General features: G+C 58.4%; 17 protein-coding genes. 7 read left to right on the top strand and 10 right to left on the bottom strand.

Annotation, left to right across the window (positions count from 1 at the left end; translation table 11 throughout):
• Positions 1-62 precede the first annotated feature (62 nt).
• Entirely contained in the window at positions 63-1,250 is a 1,188-nt protein-coding gene (gene cfaB, locus ACIOWE_RS14850; RefSeq protein ID WP_401392575.1) for a C17 cyclopropane fatty acid synthase CfaB, read from the top strand.
• A gap of 36 nt (positions 1,251-1,286) precedes the next feature.
• On the opposite strand, the gene cls is transcribed toward cfaB, so the two are convergent.
• Entirely contained in the window at positions 1,287-2,726 is a 1,440-nt protein-coding gene (cls, locus tag ACIOWE_RS14845) for a cardiolipin synthase (protein ID WP_401392572.1), read from the bottom strand.
• Positions 2,727-2,858: 132 nt separating this feature from the next.
• Between cls and ACIOWE_RS14840 the strand changes: the two genes are divergently transcribed.
• Positions 2,859-3,377, top strand: a complete 519-nt coding sequence (locus ACIOWE_RS14840) for a DUF3617 domain-containing protein (RefSeq protein ID WP_401392570.1) — start codon at positions 2,859-2,861, stop codon at positions 3,375-3,377.
• 119 nt (positions 3,378-3,496) lie between these two features.
• Here the strand turns inward: ACIOWE_RS14840 and ACIOWE_RS14835 are convergent, their stop codons facing one another.
• From ACIOWE_RS14835 to folE2, 6 genes are read right to left on the bottom strand one after another with little or no spacing between them, the layout of a single operon-like run.
• The gene (locus tag ACIOWE_RS14835) at positions 3,497-4,828 is read right to left on the bottom strand and encodes a dihydroorotase (protein WP_401392567.1); all 1,332 of its coding nucleotides are present in this window, start codon (positions 4,826-4,828) and stop codon (positions 3,497-3,499) included.
• Between the two features lie 3 nt (positions 4,829-4,831).
• Positions 4,832-5,392 (bottom strand): carbonate dehydratase, encoded by a 561-nt coding sequence (locus tag ACIOWE_RS14830; protein ID WP_401392564.1) that lies wholly within the window; start codon positions 5,390-5,392, stop codon positions 4,832-4,834.
• Positions 5,389-6,270, bottom strand: a complete 882-nt coding sequence (locus tag ACIOWE_RS14825) for a metal ABC transporter substrate-binding protein (protein WP_401392561.1) — start codon at positions 6,268-6,270, stop codon at positions 5,389-5,391. The genes ACIOWE_RS14830 and ACIOWE_RS14825 overlap by 4 nt, the downstream gene beginning before the upstream one ends.
• 11 nt (positions 6,271-6,281) lie before the next feature.
• Complete coding sequence (locus ACIOWE_RS14820) at positions 6,282-7,145, bottom strand: metal ABC transporter permease (protein ID WP_401392558.1); 864 nt, start codon at positions 7,143-7,145, stop codon at positions 6,282-6,284.
• Positions 7,145-7,813: a metal ABC transporter ATP-binding protein gene (locus ACIOWE_RS14815; RefSeq protein ID WP_401392555.1), complete on the bottom strand. Its 669-nt coding sequence runs from the start codon at positions 7,811-7,813 to the stop codon at positions 7,145-7,147. Before ACIOWE_RS14815 ends, ACIOWE_RS14820 begins: the two co-directional genes overlap by 1 nt.
• Positions 7,810-8,706: a GTP cyclohydrolase FolE2 gene (gene folE2 / locus ACIOWE_RS14810; RefSeq protein ID WP_401392657.1), complete on the bottom strand. Its 897-nt coding sequence runs from the start codon at positions 8,704-8,706 to the stop codon at positions 7,810-7,812. The genes ACIOWE_RS14815 and folE2 overlap by 4 nt, the downstream gene beginning before the upstream one ends.
• Positions 8,707-8,790: 84 nt before the next feature.
• On the opposite strand from folE2, the gene ACIOWE_RS14805 reads away from it, so the two are divergent.
• Positions 8,791-9,999, top strand: a complete 1,209-nt coding sequence (locus ACIOWE_RS14805; protein ID WP_401392553.1) for an N-acetylmuramoyl-L-alanine amidase — start codon at positions 8,791-8,793, stop codon at positions 9,997-9,999.
• Here ACIOWE_RS14805 and ACIOWE_RS14800 read toward each other — a convergent pair.
• Positions 9,996-10,373: a glutamine synthetase gene (locus ACIOWE_RS14800; protein ID WP_401392551.1), complete on the bottom strand. Its 378-nt coding sequence runs from the start codon at positions 10,371-10,373 to the stop codon at positions 9,996-9,998. The genes ACIOWE_RS14805 and ACIOWE_RS14800 overlap by 4 nt on opposite strands.
• Positions 10,374-10,598: 225 nt before the next feature.
• Between ACIOWE_RS14800 and zigA the strand changes: the two genes are divergently transcribed.
• Positions 10,599-11,804: a zinc metallochaperone GTPase ZigA gene (zigA, locus tag ACIOWE_RS14795; protein ID WP_401392549.1), complete on the top strand. Its 1,206-nt coding sequence runs from the start codon at positions 10,599-10,601 to the stop codon at positions 11,802-11,804.
• Entirely contained in the window at positions 11,804-12,454 is a 651-nt protein-coding gene (locus ACIOWE_RS14790) for a DUF1826 domain-containing protein (protein ID WP_401392547.1), read from the top strand. Before zigA ends, ACIOWE_RS14790 begins: the two co-directional genes overlap by 1 nt.
• 4 nt (positions 12,455-12,458) lie before the next feature.
• Here the strand turns inward: ACIOWE_RS14790 and ACIOWE_RS14785 are convergent, their stop codons facing one another.
• Complete coding sequence (locus ACIOWE_RS14785; RefSeq protein WP_401392544.1) at positions 12,459-12,815, bottom strand: NADH:ubiquinone oxidoreductase; 357 nt, start codon at positions 12,813-12,815, stop codon at positions 12,459-12,461.
• A gap of 40 nt (positions 12,816-12,855) precedes the next feature.
• On the opposite strand from ACIOWE_RS14785, the gene ACIOWE_RS14780 reads away from it, so the two are divergent.
• Positions 12,856-13,827 (top strand): CobW family GTP-binding protein, encoded by a 972-nt coding sequence (locus ACIOWE_RS14780; protein ID WP_401392541.1) that lies wholly within the window; start codon positions 12,856-12,858, stop codon positions 13,825-13,827.
• Position 13,828: 1 nt separating this feature from the next.
• Here the strand turns inward: ACIOWE_RS14780 and ACIOWE_RS14775 are convergent, their stop codons facing one another.
• Positions 13,829-14,242 carry a DUF3301 domain-containing protein gene (locus ACIOWE_RS14775; RefSeq protein WP_401392538.1) on the bottom strand — a complete coding sequence of 138 codons (414 nt, stop codon included), beginning with the start codon at positions 14,240-14,242 and terminating at the stop codon, positions 13,829-13,831.
• 117 nt (positions 14,243-14,359) lie between these two features.
• Between ACIOWE_RS14775 and pdxY the strand changes: the two genes are divergently transcribed.
• Positions 14,360-15,232 carry a pyridoxal kinase PdxY gene (pdxY, locus tag ACIOWE_RS14770; RefSeq protein WP_401392535.1) on the top strand — a complete coding sequence of 291 codons (873 nt, stop codon included), beginning with the start codon at positions 14,360-14,362 and terminating at the stop codon, positions 15,230-15,232.
• Positions 15,233-15,287: the final 55 nt, after the last annotated feature.

Genomic DNA, 15,287 nt, shown 5'->3' with positions numbered 1-15,287 from the left:
CCTGCTATTTTTTCAGGATGGTCTACCCTCAGATCTGACGTCTGAAACAAGGGGGATTTTCCATGCTCGCGCAACTTCCACCGGCCTTACAGAATCTGCAGCTTCCGCTTCGCTTGCGACTCTGGGACGGCCATGAATTCAATCTGGGGCCGACGCCCAGCGTCACCATCGTGGTCAAGGACCCGCAGATGGTCACCCAGTTCACCCATCCAAGCCTGGACGCATTAGGGGCGGCGTTCGTTGAAGGCAAACTCGAACTGGAGGGCTCGATCAGCGAGGTCATCCGGGTCTGCGACGAACTGAGTAATGCCTTACTGGGCGAAGATGACGACAGTCAGCCTGTGCGTTCGGTGCACGACAAGGAAACCGACGCCAAAGCCATTTCCTACCACTACGACTTGTCTAACGCGTTCTACCAGCTCTGGCTGGACAGCGATATGGCGTATTCCTGTGCCTATTTCGAGACTGGCAGCGAAACGCTGGAACAGGCGCAGCAAGCCAAGTTCCGTCACCTGTGTCGCAAGCTGCGTTTGCAGCCCGGTGACTATCTGCTGGATGTCGGTTGCGGTTGGGGCGGACTGGCACGTTATGCTGCGCGGGAATTCGGCGCCAAGGTGTTCGGCATCACCCTGAGTAAGGAACAGCTGGAGCTGGCGCGCGAACGTGTCAAAGCCGAAGGCCTGGAAGACCAGGTCGAACTGCAATTGCTCGACTACCGCGATCTGCCGCAGGACGGTCGATTCGATAAAGTAGTCAGCGTCGGCATGTTCGAACACGTCGGTCACGCCAACCTCGCCGAATACTGCAAAACCCTGTTCGGTGCAGTGAAAGAGGGCGGTCTGGTGATGAACCACGGTATCACCGCCAAACACACTGATGGCCGTCCGGTGGGTCGCGGAGCCGGCGATTTCATCGAGAAATACGTGTTCCCCAACGGTGAGTTGCCGCATCTGGCGATGATCTCGGCGGAGATCAGTGAAGCAGGGCTGGAGATTGTCGACGTCGAAAGTCTGCGTCTGCACTACGCGCGGACGCTGGACCATTGGAGCGAGCGACTGGAAGACAACCTGGAAGCCGCCGGGAAACTGGTGCCCGATCAGGCGCTACGGATCTGGCGCCTATACCTCGCCGGTTGCGCTTACGCGTTCGCCCGTGGCTGGATCAATCTGCACCAGATCCTTGCAGTGAAAGCGCACGCCGATGGCAGCCATGAACTGCCATGGACTCGCGACGACATCTATCACCCTTGATACCCGCTGTTGCCTTTCCTCTTGGAGAGGGGGCTGTCAAAGAATCGGTGAAATCAGCCGGGCGATCCGCATGCCGAGTTGTTGCAGGCGGTGGATCTCCCGGCTTTCTTCTTTGGCGATCTCGTAGGATTGCTCGAAGTCCGCGATGAGCATGTTCTCCACTGTGGCGGCGAAGGCGCTGTCGACGGTCAGCAACATTACTTCGAAATTCAGCCGGAACGAGCGGTTGTCCAGATTGGCACTGCCGATGGCGCTGATTTCGCTGTCGATCAACACCACTTTCTGATGCAGAAAACCGGGCTCGTAACGGAACACCCGCACGCCGGCACGAACTGCTTCGAAGGCGTAAAGGCTGGATGCGGCGTAGACGATGCGGTGATCAGGACGCGACGGCAGCAGCAAACGCACATCGACGCCGCGCAACACCGCGAGGCGCAAAGCGGCGAACACGGCTTCATCAGGAATGAAGTAGGGGCTGGTGATCCATACGCGCTCCGTCGCTGCGTGAATAGCCTCGACGAAGAACAGCGAACAGGTTTCGTAGGCATCTGCCGGACCACTCGCGAGCAGTTGGCAGAGCACGCCGTCATCCGGGTATTCATCCGGCAAAATCAGCGGGGGTAGGGCACGGGCGGCCCAGAACCAGTCTTCGGCAAACGATTCTTGCATGCACGCCACCACCGGGCCGCGCACTTGCACATGCGTATCGCGCCACGGCGCCAGCGGTGGTTTCTCGCCAAGGTATTCATCACCGACGTTGTGCCCGCCGACAAATCCGAGCACGCCATCGACCACGACGATCTTGCGGTGATTGCGGAAGTTGACCTGAAAGCGATTGAGCCAACCGCTGCGCGTGGCGAACGCTTTGACCTCGACGCCGCCATCGCGTAGCGCCTGCACATAACTGTGGGGCAGGGCGTGACTGCCAATGCGGTCGTAGAGCAAATGAATGGCCACACCTTCGGCGGCTTTCTTCAGCAACAAATCACGCAGGCGCTGGCCGAGACGATCATCGTGAATGATGAAAAACTGGATCAGCACCGCTTCCTTCGCTTGGTCGATAGCGTGGAAGATTGCCTCGAACGTTGCCGTGCCGTTGACCAGCAAACGAACTTCGTTATTCGCCAGACACGGCATGCGCCCCAGTTTCGGCATGGCGCGCAGCGATGCGTAGGCATTCGAGGCGCGGGCGGTCAGCGCTTCTTCCACCCAGGGGCGCCAGTTCAGCTCGGAGATGGCCTGACGCATTTGTTCGTTGGCCTGGCGGCGCGCCTTGATGTAACCATCGAAGGTGCTGCGGCCGAACACCAGGTAAGGAATTAGCGTCAGGTAAGGAATGAAGATCAGCGACAATGCCCAGGCGATCGAGCCTTGGGCCGTGCGCACCGTCAGCACTGCGTGAATCGCGGCGATCAAGCCTAAGGTGTGTATCAGGGCGATCAAATAACCGAAAATGTGCGGTCCGAAATAATCCATGGGGCAGCCTTGCTCCGCAAGATTCAATGCCTTAACAGACCATGTTCTGTGGCGAATGTCGCTATTTAATTGGTGCATGAACCGAAGCAATCGGCCGACGTCTAACGGCCACTACTGATCAGGAGTTACTCGATGAACGTTCGTCTGCTGGGTTTGGCGCTGGGCCTGGGTTTGGCATTGCCGGTGATTGCGCAGGCGCAAATGCTGCAGCCGGGTCTGTGGGAAATGACCTCAAGCAATGTGAAAGTCGATGATCAGCCGATGGATGTGCAATCGATCCTTGGCCAGCTTCAGGGCCAGATGACACCGCAACAGCGGGCGGCGCTGGAGAAGAACGGCATCAATATCGGCGGCAAGGGTATCCGCGCTTGCCTGACGCCTGAGCAAGTGGCGACTAACGATATTCCGCTGGCCGATCCGCAATCGGGCTGCAAACAGCAGATCACCGAGCGTAACGGCAACCAATGGAAGTTCCGTTTCAGCTGCCCGAAAGCGCAGGGTACGGGTGTGGCTACGTTCCTCAGTGATCGCGAATTCACCACCGTTGCCAACGGTACGTTCAATGCGATCGGCATCAATCAGAAGGGCAGCCTGGAAACCCGCGCGGTGTGGCTGGGTCAGGATTGCGGCACCGTCAAACCGAGAGCTTAAAAGCTGCCCCTGTAGGAGCTGCGGCACGCTGCGATCTTTTGATTTCAAGAATCCGGATCAAAAGATCGCAGCCTCGTTTCACTCGAATGCTACAGAGTTGGGTATCTGGCGAAGATTACTCAGCGCATGAATCGCAGCGGCAACCCTCGACACCCATCATTCACGCGACCCTCGTGCCAGGCGATCTGCCCCGACACCAACGTCGTGCTCACCCGATGCCGAAAGCTTCGACCGGCAAACGGTGTCCAGCCGCACTGCGACAGTATCGGCTGTCGAGACACCTCCAGCATCTGCGGTTGAATCAACACCAGATCTGCCCAATACCCCTCACGCAAATAACCTCGATCGGGAATGGCAAACAGGTCCGCGACGCGGTGGCTGGTCTTCGCTACCAGCGTAGTCATCGGCAACACGCCATCCGCCACCAGTTCCAGTAATGCCGGCAGCGCATGCTGTACCAATGGCAAACCCGAAGGTGCATCGGCGTAAGGTCGCTGCTTTTCGGCCCAGGTGTGCGGCGCGTGATCACTGCCGATCACGTCCAGTCGATTGCTCAGGAGTGCCTCACGCAAGGCATCGCGGTCGGCCTGAGTCTTGATCGCCGGATTGCATTTGATCAGGTTGCCGAGATCTGGATAGTCGCGATCATCGAACAATAAATGGTGCAGGCAAACTTCCGCGGTGATGCGTTTTTGTGCCAGCGGTTTATCTTCAAAGAGTGCCAGTTCGCAAGCGGTGGTCAGGTGCAAAACATGCAAACGGGTGCCATGGCGTCTGGCGAGATCCACGGCCAGCGAAGAGGAGCGATAGCAGGTTTCGGCATTGCGAATCAGCGCATGAGCCTCTGGCGGCAGATGCTCACCGAAGCGTTCTCGCAGGCTGGCCGCATTGGCGTTGATGCTCGGCGTGTGCTCGCAGTGGGCCAACAGAATCGTCGGCACGTCGGCGAACAGTCGTTCAAGAATCTGCGGGTCATCCACCAGCATGTTGCCGGTCGAGGCGCCCATGAACACTTTGACCCCGGCCACTTCGCAAGGATTGAGCGCGGCCACGGTGTCGAGGTTGTTCTGGCTGACACCGAAGTGAAAGCCGTAATTGGCCACCGAACTGATTGCCGCCCGACGCTTCTTGTCGGCCAATGCTTCGAGGGTGAGGGTCGCCGGGTGGGTGTTGGGCATGTCCATGAAACTGGTGATGCCACCGGCGACTGCCGCGCGCGATTCGGTGTGAATGCTGCCCTTGGCCGGCGCGCCGGGTTCGCGGAAATGCACCTGATCATCGATCATGCCCGGCAGCAGCCATTGGCCGCTGGCATCAATTTCCACGGTGGCGTTCTCGCCTTCGATACTGCGGGCAATCTTGACGATGCGACCGTTGCTGACCAGCAGATCGCTGTCGAACTCCCGTCCCTCGTTGACCAGCCGTGCGTTGCGGATCAGCACACTGCTCATGATTCAGAACTCGTTCTGCAAGGCTTTGTAGCCGCGCACCAGATCGACGTTGGTGCGCGCCACGTCTTCGGAAAACTCCGAGGCACTCACACTCACCGGCGGGAATAACGAGAGGTCGGTGTTAGGGCCAATGCGAGTAGTGGAGGGCACATAGAACGCATCCGGCAAGTCGCGCCCGTCGACCACCGAGTTGTGACGCACCACACAGCCGTTGCCGACCACGCAATTGAACAACACGCTGTTGAAGCCGATGAACACGCGGTCGCCGACCACGCAGGGACCATGCACGATCGAGCGATGAGCGATGGACGTGTATTGGCCAATGGTCACCGCCGCGCCGGACTTGGAGTGAATGACCACGCCGTCCTGAATGTTTGAATTGGCGCCGATGGTGATCGGCTCCATTTCGCCGGACGCATCGACTTCGTCGGCGCGGATCACCGCGTACGGTCCGACGAAGACGTTCTCACCGATCACTACTTTGCCGCAGATGATCGCGGTTTTGTCGACGTAGGCCGACTCGGCAATTTGCGGCAGATCGCCTGAAGGGTTCTTGCGGATCATGGTTGGCTCAGCGCGTCGTAGAGGGTGTTGAGGTTGTATTCGAACAGTCCGGTGAACGTGCTGGCTGGCCCGCTGGCAGCCAGGGCATCGGAGTAGAGAGTGCCACCAATGTGCGCGCCGCTCTCGTCGGCGATCTGCTTGAGCAATCGCGCGTCCTTGATGTTCTCCATGAACACCGCTTTGACTTTGGCCTGGCGGATCTGGGTAATCAGCGCCGCCACTTCTGCCGCCGACGGCTCACGTTCGGTGGACAATCCTTGCGGGGCCATGAAGTCGATGCCATACGCCTGACCGAGGTAACCGAAGGCGTCGTGGCTGGTAACGATCTTGCGATTGCCCGGCGGTAGCGAACCGAGCTTGCCCTTGGCTTCGTCGAGCAGGGCGTAGATCTGCTTCAAATAGGTTTGGCTGTTGCGCTCATAGTCCGCTTTGTTCGTCGGGTCGGCCGCAATCAGCGCCTTGGTGATGTTGGCGATGTACAACTCGGCGTTGGCCAGATTGTGCCAGGCGTGCGGATCGGGAACGGTTTCGCCGTCCTCATCCAGCGAACGTGGAATCACACCATGGGTGGCACTGATGACTGCGGCTTGGGTGTCGGCGCTGCTCACCAGGCGATCAAGCCATGGTTCAAAACCCAAGCCGTTCTTGATGATCAATTTGGCCTTGAGCAACGCTTTGGCGTCGTCCGGTGTCGGTTCGTAGGTGTGCGCGTCAGCGTCCGGGCCGACCAGATTGGTGATCTGAATGTGCTCACCGCCGACTTGATGAACCATGTCGGCGAGGATGCTGAAGCTGGTGACCACCGGCAATTTCTCCGCCGCCGCCGCCGACAACGACATCGACAGCATCAGACTGAACAGCACGAGTAGAACGCGCATCGGGAAACACCTCATTGGGATGTGAGCAACGGGGGGCGGCGCAGCAGACCGTGTACCGGTCCGAACACCACGGACAGCAGATAACCGGCGCCGGCGACCAATACGATGGCCGGGCCGCTGGGTAGCGAGTAATAGAAAGACAGCAGTAAACCGAGCCAAACCGACAAGCAGCCGAGGAGGGCGGCGATGGCAATCAGGATCGGCAAGCGTCGACTCCAGAAACGTGAGGCCGCGGCGGGCAGCATCATCAGTCCGACGACCATGAGTGCGCCGATCGCCTGGAATCCGATCACCAGATTCAGTACGACCAGGGTCAGGAATACGCCGTGGGCGAGTGGGCCTAGGCGGCTGACGGTTCTCAGGAACAGTGGATCGAGGGTGTCGAGCAGCAACGGTTTGTAGATCAACACCATGGCGATCAGGCTGACGGCCGAGACCCACAACATGCCGGTGAGGGTCGGTCCGTCGACAGCCAATGCCGAGCCGAACAACAGGTGCAGCAGGTCGAGGCGTTTACCGGCGATACCCAGAATCAACACGCCGCTGGCCAGCGATATGGGATAGATCGCGGCGAGGCTTGCGTCTTCACGCAGGCCGGTACGGCGGGTGATCCATGCGGCGATGCCGGCCATGCTCAAACCTGCACCGAGACCGCCGAGTGTCAGCGCCGGCAAACTCAGACCTGCGAACCAGAATCCGAGCGCTGCGCCTGGAAGGATGCCGTGGGCGACGGCGTCACCGATCAGGCTCATGCGACGCAGGATCAAGAACACACCGAGCGGTGCTGTACTGCAGGCCAGCACCAGGCCGCCGAGCAATGCTCGGCGCATGAAGACGAACTCGTTGAATGGTTGCCAGAGAGCGACGGTGAGCATCAGGCCACCTGCATGTGCGGGGATTGCTGGATGAGTTCTGCGCTCGAGCCATAAACACAGTCCCGGTTTTTGATCAGCAACGTTTTCGGGATGTGTTGGCGAACGGCAGCGAGGTCATGGCACACCACAACCAGCGTTCTACCTTCGGCCTGCCAGGCGTGGATGTGTTGCCAAAGCAGTTGTTGTCCCAGCTCATCGAGAGCAGCGTGGGGTTCGTCGAGTAGCAGCACAGGGGAGTCGGTCAGGCTCAATCGCGCGAGTAGGGCGCGTTGTAGTTCACCACCGGACAGGGCCATGAGCGGGCGATTGTCGAGGCCATTCAGGTGCCAGGCGTCCAGTGCCGTCGCGAGACGTTGGGCGCGCAACTGGGTGGAAAGTCGGCGCCCCCAGAAACCCGCCGCAACCAGCTCTTGGAGGCTGATCGGAAACTGACGATCCAGATGCTGTTGTTGCGGGAGGAAGGACACACCACTCTGACGTGGAACACTCAGGGTGACCTGTCCTGCCAAGGGCTTTTGCAGTCCGGCAATGACTTTCAGCAGGCTGCTTTTGCCACAACCATTGGCCCCGATGATTGCCGTCAGACTGCCGCTTTCAAGCTCAAGGGTCAGGGGCGAGGTGAGTGATTGGCCGGGTGCGCCCCAGCTCAGGGCTTGGCAGCGAATCATGCTAGCTCTCGGCGCCAGGTGCTTTCTGCAACAGCGTCATGGGCGTGCAGGCTTTCGGCGTGAATCACGCGCAAGTGGAATGCGCTGACTCCCGGGGAGCGGCGTAGAGCGAGATTCAAACGGCGAGCGGCGTCTTCGCAGAACATCAGGTTCTGTCCATTGGCCAGGGCAAAGGCTTGTTCGTCTGCGCGTTTCACCGCTGTTTGTACGGCGGTGCCCAGTGCTGCTTCAGCGTCGTTGATGATCGCACTGAGCGGCAATTCATCTATGAACTCGTCGAGGTGCACGTGCAGTTGAGCGGTACTGCGTTGGCTGTGTGGCGTGGCAACAATGCCTTGGGACGAGCCTAGCCAAGTGAGGATTTCGGCGTGTTGCAGAGGCTTGTTGGCGAAATCGTTAATGAATTGTTGCTGGATCAATTGTCTCGCCAAGGCTGCTGAGCAAGGGCAAGTTGAGGAGTAGGGCACCTCGATTTTGAGTTCCACGTGGAACAATCCTTTTTTCAGGCTGGCTGAAATGATCGCAGGATAGGACTTCCATCCAGCCAGAGGACTGACCATCGCCGGCCTTCTCAGCATCAAATCGGTATGAATATTCAGATACGCGTTGCTGGATAACCCGTCGTGGCTGTCGAGGAAATGCTCAAGTACTCGACGCAATAGAGCGGGGCAGAGGCTCTCTTTTTCGAGAGATTCCAGAGCCAGATACAAGCGCGACATATGAATGCCACGCGCGTCACCATCATCAAGGCTCACGCCTGCATCAGCCTTCGCGCTCAAGCGTTGGCCATCCAACACCACCGGTAAAGCTATGCCGCGCATACCCACCCATTCGAGTGGCAAGGCTTGGCGAGCGGACTGCGCGGCGATATCCGGGAGTGTCAGAGAATTCATGTACGGGACCGTCGTGTTGATTGAATTGGATGTTACATTATAACAATTCAAATCACGATGCCTTTTTCATGAACAGGCTTTCATATGCACAGACGTCATTTGCTCAATCTGATTCTGGCCAGCGCGGCCTTCGCTTTACCCATCGGTGCCTCCGCTTCTGCTACGCAAATCCGTCAGGCGAGGATCTGGCGCTCCGCTGAAAAGCTTCGATTGGTGTTCGATTTAAGCGCAGCGGTTCGCTACAAAGCGTTCAGTCTCAGCGCCCCTGAGCGACTGATTATTGATGTGAGCGGTGCCGCGCTGAATGGAGATCTGAGTCAACTGGCACTCAGCGATACGGTGATTCGCTCGATTCGATCTGGGCAAATTGGGCGGGGCGATATCCGTATCGTTCTCGATCTGAAGGCTCCGGTACTACTAAACAGCTTCCTGCTGGCCCCTCAGGATGGGCAGGGTCATCGGCTGGTATTGGACCTGGTCAGCGCCAAACGAGAGTCAACAGTCGCAATGGTTCCACGTGAAACACCCGCGATTAAGGCTCATCGAAAGCGCGACATCATTGTGGTTGTCGATCCAGGCCATGGCGGAAAAGACCCCGGCGCAGTTGGCGCCAAGGGTGAGCGTGAGAAGGATGTCGTGCTTTCCATCGCTCAATTACTCGCCAGACGCCTGAAAAAAGAGAAGGGTTTTGACGTAAAACTGGTGCGCAACGATGACTTCTTCGTGCCCTTGCGCAAGCGGGTGGAGATTGCCCGTCAGCACAAGGCTGACATGTTTATCTCGGTGCATGCTGACGCAGCACCACGGCTGACGGCCTCAGGCGCATCGGTTTACTGCCTCTCCGAAGGTGGCGCGACATCGGCGACGGCGCGATTCATGGCGCAGCGCGAGAACGGCGCAGACCTGCTCGGCGCTACCAGTCTGCTCAACCTCAAAGATAAGGATCCGATGCTTGCGGGCGTCATTCTCGACATGTCGATGAACGCCACCATTGCTGCCAGCTTGCAACTCGGTAGCACGATTCTGGAGAGTCTGGCGGGGATTACCACGCTGCATCAGAAGCGTGTGGAGCAGGCAGGATTTGCTGTGCTGAAGTCGCCTGATGTGCCATCTATCCTGGTCGAAACCGGCTTCATTTCCAATGCTCGCGATAGTCAGCGACTGGTCACCCAGAGGCATCAGCAAGCCATTGCGGACGGGTTATATGAAGGTTTGCAGCGCTATTTTCAGAAAAATCCGCCGATCGACAGCTTCCTGGCCTGGCAACAGGAACAACACAAAGGCCTGGTTTAGCAGCCAGTAATCCGGCTACAGGTAAATTTAGCGCTGCTGCCTCCCGAGCTGGAGAAGCGATTGATGGTCGTCCAACCCACCCGACGGGTGTAGCCCACCCAGGCTTCACCGTCGGAGGCGATACCGGTGAAGAACGTCAGTTGACCGAAGCGGCTGTTGGTTTGTGCCCAATATCTTTGGCCGTTCTTTTCGAAGCCACGCAGGTAAAGCGTATTGCCAACAGAGTTGACGCTGTAGGCATTGCCATCGGCGTCCATGCAGGCCAGCAGATTGGCGCTGCGTGTGCAGGTGGCAAGCGCAGGATTTTGTCCCCAAGCGTTGGCGGCAGTTAATAACGCGAGGCTCAATATTGAGCATTTCAGCGCTTCTTTCATGACATTTCCTGAGCGACGTATTGATCGCAGCTTCCGACTCTTGGTCGTGAAGAGCAAGAGCGGGGCTGGCTAATTCATATTGTTATACTATAACATCAATTTGAACTGAGCCTGATTCGGCCGATTTCAAGCGTTTAGCTTCCTGCGAATCCATTGTTTGAAGCCCAAGAACGTCCAGCGCTACGCAAAAGCGCAGATCGGCTGCTACCTGAAGAGGATTACCCAATGTCAGCCGCACTGCCTGTGACCGTTCTTTCCGGATTTTTGGGCGCCGGAAAAAGTACACTTTTGAATTACGTACTACGTAATCGCCAAGGGCTGCGCGTCGCAGTCATCGTTAACGATATGAGCGAGATCAATATTGATGGCAGCGAAGTTCAGCGTGATGTCAGCCTGAACCGCGCAGAAGAGAAACTCGTGGAAATGAGTAACGGCTGTATCTGCTGTACGTTACGCGAGGATTTGCTTGAAGAAGTCAGCAAACTCGCCCGAGAGGGCCGTTTCGATTACTTGTTGATCGAATCCACCGGCATCTCCGAGCCATTGCCCGTCGCGGAGACCTTCACTTTCCGTGATGAACAAGGGCAAAGCCTCGCCGATATTGCCCGGCTGGACACCATGGTCACTGTAGTCGACGGGGTGAATTTCCTCCTCGACTATCAGGCCGCGGAAAGCCTCGCCTCTCGCGGGGAAGTTCTTGGTGAAGAGGACGAACGCTCCATCACCGACTTGTTGATCGAGCAAATCGAGTTCGCTGACGTGCTGCTGATCAGCAAGATTGATTTGATCAGCCAGCGGGAGCGTGAAGAACTGACCGCCATTCTCAAGCGCCTCAACGCCCAGGCTGAAATCATCCCGATGGTGATGGGTGAAGTGCCGTTGGAGAGCATCATCAATACCGGTCGTTTCGACTTCGAAAGAGCCGCGCAAGCGCCGGGTTGGCTGAAGGAGTTGCGCGGTGCGCACGTCCCGGAAACCGACGAATACGGCATCGCCTCTACCGCCTACCGCGCACGACGACCCTTTCATCCGCAACGCTTCTTCAACTTCATCGACCGCCCATGGCTTAACGGCAAATTGCTGCGCTCCAAAGGTTTTTTCTGGCTGGCAAGCAAGCCGAATGACGCCGGCAGTTGGTCGCAGGCCGGTGGTTTGATGCGTCATGGTTTTGCCGGGCGTTGGTGGCGCTTTGTACCTAAAGACCAATGGCCGCAAGATCAGGAAAGCACCGTGGCGATTATGGAAAACTGGACGGCGAGCGTAGGAGACTGCCGTCAGGAACTGGTGTTTATTGGCCAGAACATCAACTTCCCACAGCTCTCAGACGAACTTGATGATTGCCTGCTGACCGACGAGGAAATGGCGCTCGGTGTGGAAGGCTGGCGTTTGCTGGCAGATCCGTTCGGCCCTTGGCACGCAGAGGTGGCCTGATGCTCGCGTTGAAAATGCTCCAGGACCGGACGCGCCACCAGTATCAAGGCAATACGCCAAAAACGCTGATACGGATTCTTGAAGATGATGTAAACCTTGCCATCTGGCAGCGACAGCTACCGCTGCACATTGCCGAGTTTGCCAGTTTGCTACTGTCGCTCAACGAACCCTTGGCAGAGTCGTTGTACCTGGATATCACGGACGAAGACGTCGATCCTGACCTCACCGGTTTGGCTTCAGGCTTTCGCGATCTGGAGGGCTACGAAGGCTTTATCGCTGACTTGAAATGGTTGGTCGGCGCGTTCGCCTGCCTGCTCGGCGCGCGACGCATTGGCCTGCGCTTGCGCGTGCTGGATAAAGCCATGTGCCCGCGTTTCCACGTCGATCATGTACCGGTGCGACTTATCACCACCTACGCGGGCATTGGCAGTGAATGGCTCAGGGAAGGCGAAATGGATCGTCGTCAGCTTGGTCAGGCAAATGCCGAGCCGCACGAGGTCTGGCAGATTCAGCGACTCACGAGTGGCGAAGTGGCGCTATTGAAAGGCGAAAAGTGGCACGGCAACGAAGGTTTCGGTCTGATCCACCGCTCGCCGCAACTGGCGCCCGACGAGCGCCGGTTGATGCTGACCCTCGACTGGCTCGGCTAGCGCTTCAAGGTTTGAGCCACGCGCCCTGGCTTTGACTTTCGCAGTACGGTTTCAAGTAGGCTGCATCGGTGGCAATGCCGTAATAGTGGATATCCTGACGATAGGGCATATTGGCGACTTGGGCGTTGCTGCACACGCCGAATGCCCCGCTCGGGCATTGATCGACGTACTGCACGTCGACTTTTTGCCCGGCCAGCGTTGGCTGACAGAAGCCGTCGTTAAACAGTTTTTCCGGGATGTTGCGGTTCTGCTGGCAGACTTTGACGTCGAGCCGTTCGCTCTGGCTGTGCACCACGCAGGCCTGAGCCAAGACTTCGCTCGACACCAGCAGCAACAGCAACGACCATCCGATTAAGCGCATCTTCGACCCCTCAGAAACTCTCCACAGACAAACGCCAGCCATGTTGCAGAACATTCCTACCCATGTCATCGCAGGCCCGCTAGGCGCCGGCAAGACCAGCCTGATTCGCCAACTGATGGCGCAACGGCCGGCGGATGAACGCTGGGCGGTGTTGATCAACGAGTTCGGCCAGATCGGCCTCGATGCCGCGCTGCTGACCCGCGACGGCGATGGTATCGCACTGGGCGAAGTGGCTGGGGGCTGTTTATGTTGCGTGAATGGTGCGCCGTTTCAGATCGGTCTTGGACGTTTGCTGCGCAAGGCCAGGCCGCATCGGCTGTTTATAGAACCGTCCGGTTTGGGCCATCCTGCGCAATTGCTCAAGCAACTAAGCGAGGCGCCATGGCTGGGCGTCCTCGCGGTTCAGCCGTGTGTGTTGGTGCTGGATGCCCAGGCACTCCAGGCGGGTAAACCATTGCCGGTAGCGCAACAGCAGGCATTGGCCAGCGCCGGTTTGCTGTTGCTGAACAAGGCTGAAAATCTCGATGAAGCGGCCCGACAGACAATATCCAGTCAGTTGCCGCCCGTCAGGCAGATCTGGACGCAGCAGGCGCAGCTATCAGTGAGTGAATTGCCGGGATTGGCAATTCAAGCGGTGGCGGCTGTGGATAACCTGGTCATGCCCAACGGCACGGCGCAACTGCCGCCCATCTGGAACGATCCGACGCAGCCGATTTGTCTGAGTCAGGCCCAAGAGGGCGGCTGGAGCATCGGTTGGCGCTGGCATCCGGGCCAGACCTTCGACCGACAACGCCTCCACGACTGGCTCAAAGGCCTGATCTGGAACAGAGCAAAAATGGTTATCCACAGCAGCGATGGCTGGATCTCGGCCAATGCACTGGATAATGCAGCGCTGGTTTGGCAAACCAGTGAATGGCGCAGGGACTCGCGGATCGAACTGATCTTCGCCGATCCACAGAATATCGCTGAATTACAGGCCGGATTGGCGCAGTGCCGGATTCAGGCGAGCTGATTCACGGCTTCCACTTGGTGTGTTCCTGCCGCCACTGACTCAGCTCGATCACCTCGGCCCGTGGCTTGTGCACCTCGACGACCGGCGGCGTATCGTCGAACGGAGCGGGGTAAGGCGCCAGCTCGATCTGCGCACTGTGCGCGCCAAATTGGGTGATGGTGCCGTTGTGACGGGTCTCGCCGGTCACGGTGAACTCGAAGTTGTACACCCGCGCCAGGCGTCGACGCCCGTTGGCGTCCTTGATGAAACCGATTTTCTTCAGTGCAACGTTGCCGTCGAGCAACTCGACACGCACGTTCAGGCAGTGCTGCTTGACCCGCTCCAGCGCCCGCTCGCGCAAGCCATGGTTGTGCCACAACCAGGTGCCGGCAGCGGCGAACAGCATCAGCACGAAGATGTTTTCGAGGGTCAGCATCAACAAGGAACTCCAAAAGATAGCGTCAGCTTAACTGCGTCGCTGGTCTGTCGTACAGGCTGCGTTTCGTCGCATACTGCGCGGCTTGAATTTCAATCGTTTTACGGAAAACCCCGAATGAAACGTACGCCTCATCTGCTCGCCATCCAGTCCCACGTGGTGTTCGGCCACGCCGGCAACAGCGCTGCGGTTTTTCCGATGCAGCGCGTCGGGGTGAATGTCTGGCCACTCAACACCGTGCAGTTTTCCAACCACACGCAGTACGGCCAATGGGCGGGCGAAGTGCTGCCGCCGCAGCAGATTCCCGAATTGATCGACGGTATCGCCGCCATCGGCGAGCTGGGCAACTGCGACGCGGTACTGTCCGGCTATCTCGGTAGCGCGGCGCAGGGCCGGGCGATTCTCAGTGGCGTGGCGCGCATCAAAGCGGTCAATCCCAAGGCTTTGTATCTCTGCGATCCCGTGATGGGTCATCCGGAGAAGGGTTGCAGTGTGCCGGCCGAAGTCAGCGACTTTCTGTTGGACGAGGCGGCCGCCGTGGCGGACTTCATGTGCCCGAATCAGTTGGAGCTGGATAGCTTCTCCGGACGCAAGCCGCAGTCGTTGTTCGATTGCCTGGCGATGGCGCGGGCGCTGTTGGCGCGTGGGCCGAAAGCCGTACTGGTCAAGCATCTGGATTACCCGGGTAAACCGGCTGATGGTTTTGAGATGTTGTTGGTGACCGCCGAGGGCAGTTGGCATCTGCGTCGCCCGATGCTGGCATTTCCGCGTCAGCCGGTGGGCGTGGGCGATCTGACGTCCGGGCTGTTTCTGGCGCGGGTGTTGCTGGGCGACAGCTTGGTTGCCGCATTCGAATTCACGGCGGCGGCGGTGCATGAAGTGCTGCTGGAGACTCAGGCCTGCGCCAGTTATGAGCTGCAACTGGTGCGGGCGCAGGATCGGATTGCGCATCCGCGGGTGAAATTCGAGGCGACCGCGATCAGTCTGTAAGACCGCGTTGCCTTTATTCGCGAGCAGGCTCGCTCCCACATTTGGTTTTGTGTAC

The organism is Pseudomonas sp. NPDC087598, assembly GCF_044743525.1.
Lineage (GTDB): Bacteria > Pseudomonadota > Gammaproteobacteria > Pseudomonadales > Pseudomonadaceae > Aquipseudomonas.
Note: the sequence above shows the minus strand (reverse complement) of the source record. Positions and strands in the feature narration are given on the sequence as shown.